Here is an 11,748-nt window from a genome sequence, read left to right on the forward strand (position 1 = left end):
CCCATCGCGCCCGAGCCCTTGTGGCCAGCCGGGTGCGGCAGGCAGGCGACCCGTCCTGATCACCACCATGCCCGGCCGGTGGGCTCGGGGCGGGGGAGACCGGGGCGCCGGTCGGCTCAGGCCGGGCCGCGGAAGTGGCACAGGAGCAGGCACACGTCGTCGTCCCGCTCGGAGTCGCTGAGCAGCGGACGCAGGATCCCGTCCGCCGAACCCTCCAGATCCGTCTCCAGTTCCGGCGGCGCGAACGACCCGAGGGCGTGTGCGAGCCGGGCGATGCCGGGGTCTATGCCCTGGGCCCGGCGCTCCACCAGGCCGTCCGTGTACAGCGCGAGCGTGGTGCCCGGCGCCAGCGGCACCGTGTGGTCGGCGATCTCCTGCCGCAGCGGGATCCCGAGCATCGCGCCGGGCTTGGCGTCCAGCGTCCGCACCCGCCCGTCCGGCGTGCGCAGCACCGGCGGCGGATGACCGGCCGCCGCCCACGTCATCGTGGGGTCGTCGGGATGGAAGCGCGCGATGACCGCGGTGGCGAACAGGTCGGGCTGCAGGTGGTGCAGGAAGGTGTGCAGCCGGGTCAGCAGCCGTCCGGGGCTGCCGCCGTCGACGGCGTACGCCCGCAGCGCGGTCCGCAGCTGACTCATCATCACCGCCGCCCGCAGCCCGTGCCCGGTGACGTCGCCGACCACCGCGATGACCCCGCCGTCGGGCTGGCGGAACGCGTCGTACCAGTCGCCGCCGATGTTCAGGCCATGGGTGGCCGGCAGATAGCGCGCCGCCAGGGCGAGCCCGGGCGGCGCGGGCAGCTCCGTAAGCAGGGCCCGCTGCAGGGTCTCGGCGATGTCGCGGTTGTGCTGGTAGCGCTGGGCGTGGTCGATGGCGGTGCTGGCCCGGCGCGTCAGCTCGACGAGCATGACGGCGTCGTCCGGGTCCCAGGGTTCCCCCGGCGGGGACAGGGTCACCACGCCCAGCGGCGCCTGCCGGGTCGGCAGCGGGATGCACAGCAGCGGACGGTCCGGGCCCAGCGGCGAGGGCGGCTGGTCGTCGACGCCGGGCAGGCCGCCCGGCTGCGCCGCGGCGTACTGCGGCCGCCCGGTGCGGGCCGCGGCCACGGCGGCGGCCGGATGGGCCGGGCCCGGACGCTCGCCCTCCTGGTCGAACAGCCAGACGTCGACACTGGCCGCGTACTCGGGAACCAGCAGCCCCGGCAGCCGGCGCACGATCTCGTGGTGGTCGAGGGACGCCGTCAGCACCGCGCTCGCGTCCGCCAGGAACGTCAGCCTGCGCCGGGCGTTCTCCGCCTCCGTGCGCGCCGTGCGCTCGGCCGCGAACGCCTCCCGCTGGGCCCGCCCGGCCGCGTCCAGTTCGGCGTGCAGTGCCACCACGCCCTGGTTCGTCTGCTGCAGCTCCTCCCGGTGGAAGTCGACCAGCCCCTCCTGCTCGGTGAGCCGCTCCAGCACCAGAGCCGTGTCCTCGTCGGCGCCCAGCAGCGCCTCCGCCAGCGCCTGCGGGTCGTCGCCCGCGACGTCGGCACCGGCGTCCGGCACCGTCTCGGGACACGGCACCGTGACCCGCCACGGCGGCTGACCGGCGGCGGCGTCGTCGAGCGACGGCGTCACCACGGCGTGCAGCACGTTGCGGGCGGCCTCCGGCGGAGCGGGCGAGACCGTGCCCGTCTCCAGGGTGAGCCGCCACACGCCGCCCTTGGCCAGACACAGCCGCAGCTGCGCGCCGAGCGAGGCCGTCAGCCGCGTGCGCTCCAGGGGCGGCACTCCGCAGGCCGCGGCCAGGCGCGCGGTGGCGAGCCGCGCCCGCACGGCGTCGGTGACGTCGGCGATCTGCCAGGTACGGGTCATGGGCCGTCCGGCGGGGTCGGGGCCAGTACGGCGACGGCGGTGTCGTCCCGCACCGGCCGGGCCGGACTGCTGGCGTCACGGATCGTGACGGCGGCGGTCACCGCCGGGTCGGTCGTCGTGCGGCACGTCTCGGCCGTGGGCGACCAGCGGCTCGGCAGACCGTCGCTGTGCAGCACCAGCACCCGGTCGTCCGCCCAGACCGCCTCCTGGTCGCGCAGGGTCGCCGGCCGGTGGGTGCCGACGATGCCGGGCCGGGACACCAGATGCCGCCAGGTGCCGCCCTCGCACAGCCGTGCCCCGATGTTGCCGACGCCGGCGAACCTGAGCACCCCCGCCCGCGTGTCGACCTGGGCCACGGCGACGGCCGCGCCACGGGTGCCGCTCAGCGCCGTGTCCAGCCGCCGCAGCGCCTCGGCGGGCGCGAGGTGGGCCGCGCCGCCGAGCGCCTCCACGGCGGCGGTCGAGGCGCGGGCCGCCTCCGGGCCGTGGCCCAGCCCGTCGGCCAGCATCAGCGAGACGACGTCCCCGGCCCGTACCCACGCCCAGGCGTCGCCCGAGTAGTCGGCGCCGCCGAACGGGACGTTCACCGCACCGGCCCGCACTCCGGCCGCCGGACCCCGGTCCGCCGCCGGGCCGCCGGGGGCGGTGCCGACCCGGGCGACGACGACGGTGCCGCGGCCCGGGACGCTGTGCAGGTCGAAGTCGTCGGCGAGGCGCGCGCAGGTGCCCAGACCGGCACCCAGCGAGCCCGTGGTGGTGAAACCGTCGCGCAGCGCGGCCGGCACGTCCGCGATCCCCGGACCGTGGTCGACCGTGGCGACCTGCACGAGAAGGGCGCCGTCGTGGCCCGCGGCGAGGACGGGCGGGGCGACGACGTCGATGAGGACCGTGCCGCCCCCGGCGTGCTTGAGCAGGTTGGTGGCCAGCTCGGTCGCCACCAGCGACGCGGTCGCGGTGCGCCGTTCGTCGAGGCCGGCCAGGACCGCCGCGTGCTCCGCCGCCACCCTGGCGTCGCGCACCCGGGTCGAGTCGTGCACCGGTACGTCCCACACGCGGGGCATCAGGCCTCCTCGCGCGGACGCGGCGGCCGACCCACCCACGACGTCACCCGCACCGTCGTACCGGCACCGGGGGAGCTGTCGATGGAGAACTCGTGCACCAGGCGCCGCGCGCCGCCCAGCCCCATCCCGAGGCCCTCGCCCGAGGTGAACCCGTCGCTGAGCGCCTGCTCCAGATCGGGGATGCCGGGCCCCTCGTCGCTGAAGGTCAGCCGCAGCCCGTGCGTCGCCCCCTCGGTCAGCGGCTCCGTCTCCATGGTGCCGCCACCGCCGTACACGAGCGTGTTGCGGGCCAGCTCGCTGGCCGCGGTGACCAGCTTCGTCTGGTCGACCAGGCCGAAGCCGAGCTGGGCCGCGCTCTGCCGCACATGTTGTCGCACCCACACCAGATCCATGTCCGAACGGATCGGCAGGCGGGCCTGGGAGCCCGCGGCAGTGTGCATCACAAACGCTCCTGGCGCAGGCCGCCGAAGCGGGACGACGGGGCCTGCCCCGTGAGCAGCTCCATGGCCACCTCGGTACTGAGCGCGGTGTGCACGCCGGGCAGCGTCAGGCCCAGCTCCACCAGCGTGATGGCCACCGCCGGCCGCATGCCGACCACCACGGTCCGCGCGGCCAGCAGATCGGTCTGCCCCGCGATCTCGGCCAGGACCCGGCCGAGGAAGGAGTCGACGATCTCCACACCGGAGATGTCGATGATCACGCCGGTGGCGCCGCTGTGCACGATCGTCTCGGCGAGATCGTCCTGGAGCTGCTGCGCCGTGCTGTCGTGCAGATCCCCCTGGAGGGTGACCAGCAGCACCTCGCCGAGCCGGAGCACCGGAACGTGCCCTGCCACCGGGGCCCCGTGGGGCCCGGGAAACGCCTGGCTCACCGCGCGACCGCACCGTTCGTGCCGTTCGCGCCGGGCGTCACGATGCCCACACCCAGCTGGTGCAGCACGTAGCCCAGCGCGTCGGCGAGGCTCGCCCGGGTGACCACGGTGCCCAGGTCGAGACCGAGGTGGACCATCGTCTGCGCGATCGCCGGCCGGATGCCCGAGACGATGCACTCGGCGCCCATCAGCCGGGCCGCCGCGACCGTCTTCATCAGGTGCTGGGCCACCAGCGAGTCGACCGTGGGGACACCGGTGATGTCCAGGATCGCGTAGCGCGCCTGCTGCTCCACGATGGACTCCAGCAGTGTCTCCATCACCACCTGGCTGCGGGCACTGTCCAGGGTGCCGATCAGCGGAACGGCCACGATGCCGTCCCACAGCTTGATCACCGGAGTGGCCACCTCGAGCAGCTGCAGCCGCTGCCGGTCGATGAGCGCCTGGCCCTCGCTGAGCGCCGTCTGCATCACCACCACCCGCAGGGTGCCCATCAGCACGCTCAAGGTGGTGACACAGGCCCGGGTGTGCTCGGCCGGTGCGTCCGGCAGGTCGGCGAGCAGCAGGTTCTCGACCGGCGGGCGCAGCGCGGCCAGCTCGCTCGACACCTGCGCGGCGCTCAGACCGGCACGTGAGCGGGCCGTGCCCATCCGCGCCAGCTGCTCCCGCACCGTCGTGAACCCCGCGGCGTCCGGGTCCTCGACCCGTGCCGCGTCGGCGACCTGGGCCAGCGCGTCCACCACGGCCTTGCCGGCCTCCACCGCCTCGTCGCGCGAGACAGTGAACACGGCCCGGAACAAGGGCTCGTCCGCCCACCGCTGGGCGATCTGCTCGCGGCGACGCCGCAGGAAGTCCCTGATCTCGAACGCCGGCGATCCCGCCGTCGACTCCGCCTGTTCCGGCACCTGTTCCACTCCTCATCCGCGTTGTGCCGCACACCCCCCCACGAGGCGACGTGCCGGCTGCGTGACCCCGCCGGGCGACCACTGTAACCACCCGCCGACCTCGTACGACACCGGCTCCCGCGCCACCGGCCGGGCGGCGGGCGGCGGGGCCGGCGGCCCCTCAGGCCTCCGGCGTCCGCGGGCCCTCCGGTTCCGCGTCGACGCGCGCGAGCGCCTCCTCGACGCTGTCCGACACCGGCACGGTGATGCTCACCCCCGTCAGGTCCAGGACACGCAGCACCGCCGGGGCGGGCGAGATGATGTGCACGCTGCCGGGCAGCTCACGGACCTCCTGGTAGACCCGCAGGACGATGTTCATGCCGGACGAGTCCATGAACGGCACCCCGGACAGGTCCAGCAGGAAGTGCCGCCTGCCGTGGTGGAGCTGGTTGGCCAGATGGTGCTGGAGTTCGGTAGCGGTGTCGACGTCCAGGTAGCCCTCCACCTTGAGCAGCGCGACCTCCTCGCGCTCCAGCGTCACCTCGACGGACAGCGGGTTCTGGGCTATGGGCACGTGTACCTCCAACAAACGCGGCTGCGCGGCGGGCCGTCGTGTGGCCCACCGCGCCGGGCGGTTACCCCCGAAACCCGGGTCCACACCCGCGGTGAGTGAAGCAGTTCCGGTGCCGCCCGTTCACCCCACCCGGATCCCCACGAGACACGTGTCGTCGTCGGTGTCCGACCGGCTGTAGGTCAGCAGCCGGTCCAGATGCTGGTCCAGGGTGCCGGGCGCCGGACGGACGGTGCTCAGCAGCTGGGCCAGCGCCTCCTCCACCGGACGGTCGCGCCGCTCGATCAGGCCGTCGGTGTACATCAGCAGCGTGTCCGCGTCGGCCAGCTGCACCTCGGCCTCCTCGTACGACTCCTCCGCCACCGCTCCCAGCAGCATGCCCCGCACCAGCGGCAGCGGCTCCGCCCCCGGGCCCCGCACCAGCACCGGCGGCAGATGACCCGCCCTGGCCCAGCGCAGCGTGCGCCGGGCCGGGTCGTACAGACCGCACACCGCGGTGGCGGTGACCCCGCCGGTCAGATGGTGCGCCACCATGTTCAGCCAGGACAGCAGCTGGCCGGGCCCGGCTCCGGTCACCGCCAGGCCGCGCAGCGCGTTGCGCAGCACCACCATGCTGGTCGCGGCCTCTATCCCGTGCCCGGACACGTCCCCGACGCACAGCAGGACCAGCCCGTTCGGCAGCATCACGGCGTCGTACCAGTCGCCCCCCACCAACTGCTCCGTCTCCGCGGGCCGGTACCGGACGGCGACCTGGAGGTCCGGCACCTTCAGCGGGGTCTGGGCGGGCGGCATGATGGCGTGCTGCAACTGCAGGGTCAGCCGGGCGCCCTCGATGGCCTGCTGCTCGGTGTGCGCCAGCTGGTCGCGCGTCGCGGCGAGCGCGACCTCCGTCCAGTGCTGGGACGAGATGTCCTGGTAGGCACCCCGCACCGCGAGCAGGCGGTCGTCCGTGTCGAGTACCGGCTCGGCCACCGCCCGCACGTGCCGGGTCACCCCGTCCGGCCGCTGCAGCCGGAACCCCGCGGACGCCGGCCGCCGGTGGTGCAGCAGTGTGCGCAGGAACCGGCCGATGGCGACGGCGTCGTCCGGATGGGCGTGCGCGGCCAGCTCCTCCAGCGGCACCGGCGTACCGGCCTGCGGGCGACCGTACAGGTCGAACAGCTGCCCGTTCCAGGTGATCTCGCCGGTGAGCAGGTTCTCCTCGAAACCGCCGATGCGGCCGAGGCGCTGGGCGTGCTGGAGCAGGCTGGCCAGCCTGGCCGTCTCGTCCTCGATGCGCCAGATCAGCAGCACCGCGTTGCCGTGCCGGCTGATGCTGATGTCCGCGACCGCCGACAGCGCCACCTGGTCCACCAGCGCGGTCAGGTTCAGGCGCCGGGCCCGGAACGGCTCGCCCGTGGCGTACACCCGTTCCACGTTCCGGTACAGCTCGCTGTCCCCGGCGGCCATCGGATAGGCCTCCAGGAGCAGCGCACCGCCCACGACGGCACGCGGGCGGCCCGCCGGGTCCAGGAAGCTCTTGTTCACGTGCTGGATGCGGAAGTCCGCCAGGTGGCCGTCGGCGTCCAGGTGCGGCACCAGCACCAGGGCGGGGTCGTACAGGCCGTCGGCCAGGTCCATCAGCTCCACGGCGTCCGGCACGACCCGGGGTTCCCGGCCGGCGCCGGGCGGCGGGTCGTACGACTCCAGCGTGTGCGCGCACAGCTCCGCCAGCGCCTCGACCTGGCGGACCACCTGCGGCGGCTGCGGGGCCAGCGGCACCGGCCAGGCGATCTCCAGCACGCCGTGGATGCGGCCCCCGGTGCCGGCGGGCACGGCGACCCTGCCGCCGTCCGGGTACTGGTGCCGTCCCACACTGGGCAGGCCCGTCTCGCCGAGGGACGCGAACCATTGCCCCGAGCGTTCGTCCAGTCCGCACCGGGCCACCGTCGCCACGTCCGGCGGGACGTAGCGCCAGCGGGCCGCCTCGGCCGGAGGGAACCCGGCGCTGCCGGCGAGGGTGAGCGAACCGTCGTGACCGGCCGCCCAGATGGCCACCGCGGCCGCCCCGAGCGGGCGCAGCGCCTGTTCGAGGAGCGCGTCGGCCACGGACTGGGTGTCGTCGGCGGCCAGTGCGCCGCTCTCGGCGGCCCGCAGGCGCACGGCGGCCGACCCGCCGCCCTGCTCCCCGGCCTCCCCGGTCCCGGAACCGTCCTCGGTGTCCGCGGCCCGTACGGCGGCGGTGGCGGCGAGGAACGCCTCCGTCACCTCCGACATCCGGTCCCGGGCGGCCTGGTTGATGACGTCGACCGCGAACTCCAGGGACGTCGCCCCGGACTGTGCGGCCAGCTCGGTGAGCTGCCGGGAGGCCTGCGCGGGGCCGCAGCCGAGCCGGGCCACCAGGACGCCCTTGGCCATCTCGATCAGCGCCCGGCCCTCGGCCTCCGCCTGGGCGGCCCGTACCTCGCGGCTGAGCCGGTCGACCGTGGCCGCCAGCCTGCCCACGGGCGACATCGGGGTCATGCCGCGCAGCCCGGCGTCCGGCCCGTCGACCGCGCAGCTCCGCCGCGGACCGGGCGCGGCCGACGCCGACGCGGCCGCAGCCCGAGCCCTCCCGGCCGAGGCCCCTGCCCCGTCGTCCGCCTCCCGTGCTGCGGCGGCCGGGTCCGGCGGGGTGCCGGTCGGGTTGTCCGCTGCGTCGGCCGAGTCCCGCGGTGTGCGCGGCGGGGTGTCGGAGGCGTGCGGCGGGGCGTCCGGGGTGTCCGGAGACGGGCCGGCCCCCGCCGGCGGGACGGCCGGAGGGGGCGCCGCGCCGATTGTGCCGGGCGGTGTGCGGGCCGGGTCGTCGGGGTGTTCGGAGGCGCTCATGCCGGGCACGCCCCCCGGTCGAGGACCGCGGCGCGGTGCGACGGGAGTGCCCGGTGCGGCGCGGAGGCCGGCGCGCTCATGCGGGCAGCCACCGTCGGACGCAGGCGACGAGGTCCCGGGTGTCGACGGGCTTGGTGACGTAGTCGCTGGCGCCCGAGGCGAGGCTCTTCTCGCGGTCGCCCGGCATCGCCTTCGCCGTCACCGCGATGATCGGCAGCTCGGCGTACCGCGGCATCCGGCGGATCTCCGCCGTCGCCGCGTAGCCGTCCATCTCCGGCATCATCACGTCCATCAGGACGAGCGCGACCTCCGGATGGTTCGTCAGCGTCTCGATGCCGCGGCGGCCGTTCTCCGCGTGGAGGACCCGGTAACCCTGCAGCTCCAGGATGCCGCTGAGCGCGAAGAGGTTGCGCGCGTCGTCGTCGACGACCAGGACCGTGCGCCCGGTCGGCGGCGCCTGCCCGGACTCCGGATCCGGGCGCGGTTGCTCCCCCGCCCCGACCAGGACCGGCACATCGCCGGGTTCCTCGGCCGCCAGGTGCAGGGCGATGCGCTCGCGCAGCTCGTCGAGGCTGGACAGGAACTCCATCGCCCCGCCCGCCGCGTCCGAGCGCAGGCTCTCCTCCAGGGCCGCGTCCACGCGGTGACCGCTGTGCACCAGCACCGGCACGCTCGACAGCGCCGAGTCGCCCCGCAGCGCGTGCAGGAAGCGGGACGCCTCCTCGTCCGGCATGCCCAGTTCCAGCACGACGCAGTGGCACGGCTCGGCGGCCAGCGCGCCGGCGGCCTCCTGCGCACCGACGGCCGTGATGACGTCGAGCGGTGGCCGGTCGTCGGCGTCGTCCCGCCCGTGCGACAGATCGGCGACCACGCTCTCCGCGACGAGCGTCAGCAGACCGCGCGGGCGCTCCTCCACGACGAGCAGCCGCCGCGGACGCCGCCGGTGGTCCCCGGCCGGCGCGGGCACCGGTACCGGCCGGTCGGGGACGTCGGCGGACTCCTCGGCCGGCACCCGCTGGGGACCGTGGGCCAGCAGCTCCTCGAACTCGGGCCGCGACACCGGCAGGAACAGCGTGAAGGTGCTGCCCCGGTCGGGCGTGCTGTCCACCGTGACGGCGCCGCCCAGCAGCTGGGCGATCTCCCGCGTGATGGACAGGCCGAGCCCCGTGCCGCCGTACCTGCGACTCGTCGTGCCGTCCGCCTGCTGGAAGGCGCCGAAGATCGACTCCAGGTTCTGCTCGGGGATGCCGATGCCCGAGTCCTTCACCCGGAAGGCCACCACGGCGCCGCCCCGCACGACGCCCCCGGGCACCTCGTCGTCCGGTGCCGGCTCCACGGACAGCTCCACTGCGCCGCGCTCGGTGAACTTCACCGCGTTGGACAGCAGGTTGCGCAGTACCTGACGCAGCCGGGAGTCGTCCGTCAGCAGGTCCGCGGGCGCCCCGGGGGCCGTCGTCACCGTGAACTCCAGGCCCTTCTGGCTCGTCATCGGCCGGAAGGTCGCCTCGACGTACTCGATGAGCTGCCGCAGCGTCACCCGCTCGGGGGCGACGTCCATCTTCCCCGCCTCGACCTTCGACAGGTCCAGGATGTCGTTGATCAGCTGCAGCAGGTCCGAGCCCGCGGAGTGGATGATCCCCGCGTACTCGACCTGCTTCGGGGTGAGGTTGCGCGAGGGGTTCTGAGCCAGCAGCTGCGCCAGGATGAGCAGGCTGTTGAGCGGTGTGCGCAGTTCGTGGCTCATGTTGGCCAGGAACTCCGACTTGTACTTCGAGGCCAGCGACAGCTGCTGCGCCCGGGCCTCCAGCTCCTGCCGGGCCTGTTCGATCTGCAGGTTCTTCGCCTCGATGTCCCGGTTCTGCGTGGCGAGCAGCGACGCCTTGTCCTCCAGCTCCGCGTTCGAGTGCTGGAGTTCGTCCTGCTGCACCTGCAGCTCCGCGGAACGGGCCCGCAGCTCGGCGGTCAGGCGCTGCGACTCGGCGAGGAGTTCGTCGGTGCGGGCGTTTGCCACGATCGTGTTGACGTTCACGCCGATGGTCTCCATCAGCAGCTCCAGGAAGTCCCGGTTGATCTGCGTGAACGGCGCGACCGAGGCCAGTTCGATGACCCCGAGGACCTGCCCCTCGACGACGATGGGCAGCAGCACCAGCGCGGCCGGCACCACCTCGCCGAGCCCGGAGGAGACCGTCAGGTAGCCCGGCGGCAGCTCGTCCACCAGGATGGTGCGCCGGCTGCGCGCGGCCTGGCCGACCAGGGTGCGGCCGAAGGCGATACGGGTCGGCCTGGCCGTGTGCTCCGGGTAGCCGTACGAGCCGACCAGCCGCAGCTCCGGACCGTCCGCCCCCTCCTCGGCCAGGTAGAAGGCGCCGTACTGGGCCGACACCAGCGGCACCAGCTCGTCCATGATCAGCTCGGCGACCACGGGCAGGTCCCGGTGCCCCTGCATCAGGCCGGAGATGCGGGCGAGGTTGGTCTTGAGCCAGTCCTGCTCCTGGTTGGCCCGCGTGGTCTCGCGCAGCGACTCCACCATGGCGTTGATGTTGTCCTTGAGCTCGGCGACCTCGCCGGACGCCACCACGTTCACCGAGCGGGTCAGGTCGCCCTCGGCCACCGCGGAGGTGACCTCGGCGATCGCGCGGACCTGGCGGGTGAGGTTCCCGGCCAGCTCGTTGACGTTCTCCGTGAGGCGCTTCCAGGTGCCGGAGACGCCCTCCACCTCGGCCTGGCCCCCGAGCCGGCCCTCGGTGCCGACCTCGCGGGCGACGCGGGTGACCTCGTCGGCGAAGGCGGAGAGCTGGTCGACCATCGTGTTGATCGTCGTCTTCAGTTCGAGGATCTCGCCGCGTGCGTCGACGTCGATCTTCTTCGAGAGGTCGCCCAGGGCCACCGCGGTCGTCACCAGAGCGATGTTGCGCACCTGGTTGGTGAGGTTGTTGGCCATCGAGTTGACGTTGTCGGTCAGGTCCTTCCAGGTGCCGGCGACGTTCGGCACGTTCGCCTGGCCGCCCAGGCGCCCGTCGGTGCCGACCTCGCGGGCCACCCGGGTGACCTCGCCGGCGAACGCCGAGAGCGTGTCGACCATCGTGTTGATCACGTCGGCCAGCGCGGCGACCTCGCCCTTCGCGTCGACGGTGATCCGCTGCGACAGGTCGCCCCGCCCCACGGCACTGGCCACCTGGGCGATGGAACGGACCTGCCCGGTCAGGTTCGACGCCATCACGTTGACGTTGTCGGTGAGGTCCTTCCAGGTGCCCGACACCCCCCGCACCCGGGCCTGCCCGCCCAGGTTCCCGGCCGTGCCCACCTCGCGGGCGACGCGGGTGACCTCGTCGGCGAAGGCGGAGAGCTGGTCGACCATCGTGTTGATGGTGTTCTTCAGCTCCAGGATCTCGCCGCGCGCGTCCACGGTGATCTTCTGGGAGAGGTCGCCCTTGGCCACGGCGGTCGCCACCTGGGCGACGTTGCGCACCTGGTTGGTGAGGTTTCCCGCCATGAAGTTCACCGAGTCGGTGAGGTCCCGCCAGGTGCCCCTGACGCCCTTGACGTCGGCCTGCCCGCCGAGCCGGCCGTCCGTGCCGACCTCGCGGGCGACGCGGGTGACCTCGTCGGCGAAGGCGGAGAGCTGGTCGACCATCGTGTTGATGGTGTTCTTCAGCTCCAGGATCTC

8 protein-coding genes are annotated in these 11,748 nt (G+C 74.1%); all 8 read right to left on the bottom strand.

What is annotated here, in order from left to right; all coding sequences use genetic code 11:
• Positions 1-116: 116 nt before the first annotated feature.
• Positions 117-1,850 (bottom strand): PP2C family protein-serine/threonine phosphatase, encoded by a 1,734-nt coding sequence (locus tag HZS56_RS35430; protein ID WP_216724917.1) that lies wholly within the window; start codon positions 1,848-1,850, stop codon positions 117-119.
• A complete protein-coding gene (locus tag HZS56_RS35435; protein ID WP_216724918.1) occupies positions 1,847-2,911 on the bottom strand; it encodes an ATP-binding SpoIIE family protein phosphatase in 1,065 nt (354 codons plus the stop codon). The genes HZS56_RS35430 and HZS56_RS35435 overlap by 4 nt, the downstream gene beginning before the upstream one ends.
• Positions 2,911-3,351: an anti-sigma regulatory factor gene (locus HZS56_RS35440; protein ID WP_216724919.1), complete on the bottom strand. Its 441-nt coding sequence runs from the start codon at positions 3,349-3,351 to the stop codon at positions 2,911-2,913. The genes HZS56_RS35435 and HZS56_RS35440 overlap by 1 nt, the downstream gene beginning before the upstream one ends.
• Positions 3,351-3,782, bottom strand: coding sequence for an STAS domain-containing protein (locus HZS56_RS35445; RefSeq protein WP_216724920.1), 432 nt, complete (start codon positions 3,780-3,782; stop codon positions 3,351-3,353). The genes HZS56_RS35440 and HZS56_RS35445 overlap by 1 nt, the downstream gene beginning before the upstream one ends.
• Complete coding sequence (locus tag HZS56_RS35450) at positions 3,779-4,684, bottom strand: STAS domain-containing protein (RefSeq protein ID WP_216724921.1); 906 nt, start codon at positions 4,682-4,684, stop codon at positions 3,779-3,781. Before HZS56_RS35450 ends, HZS56_RS35445 begins: the two co-directional genes overlap by 4 nt.
• 160 nt (positions 4,685-4,844) lie before the next feature.
• Positions 4,845-5,237 carry an STAS domain-containing protein gene (locus HZS56_RS35455; RefSeq protein WP_216724922.1) on the bottom strand — a complete coding sequence of 131 codons (393 nt, stop codon included), beginning with the start codon at positions 5,235-5,237 and terminating at the stop codon, positions 4,845-4,847.
• A 120-nt stretch (positions 5,238-5,357) separates the two neighbouring features.
• On the bottom strand, positions 5,358-7,736 hold the full coding sequence (locus HZS56_RS35460; protein ID WP_253915432.1) for a SpoIIE family protein phosphatase: 2,379 nt from the start codon (positions 7,734-7,736) through the stop codon (positions 5,358-5,360).
• A 421-nt stretch (positions 7,737-8,157) separates the two neighbouring features.
• On the bottom strand, positions 8,158-11,748 hold a 3,591-nt coding region (locus HZS56_RS35465; protein ID WP_216724923.1), incomplete at its 5' end, for a HAMP domain-containing hybrid sensor histidine kinase/response regulator.

It is taken from the genome of Streptomyces mayonensis (genome assembly GCF_018982965.1).
GTDB classification, from domain to species: domain Bacteria; phylum Actinomycetota; class Actinomycetes; order Streptomycetales; family Streptomycetaceae; genus Streptomyces; species Streptomyces mayonensis.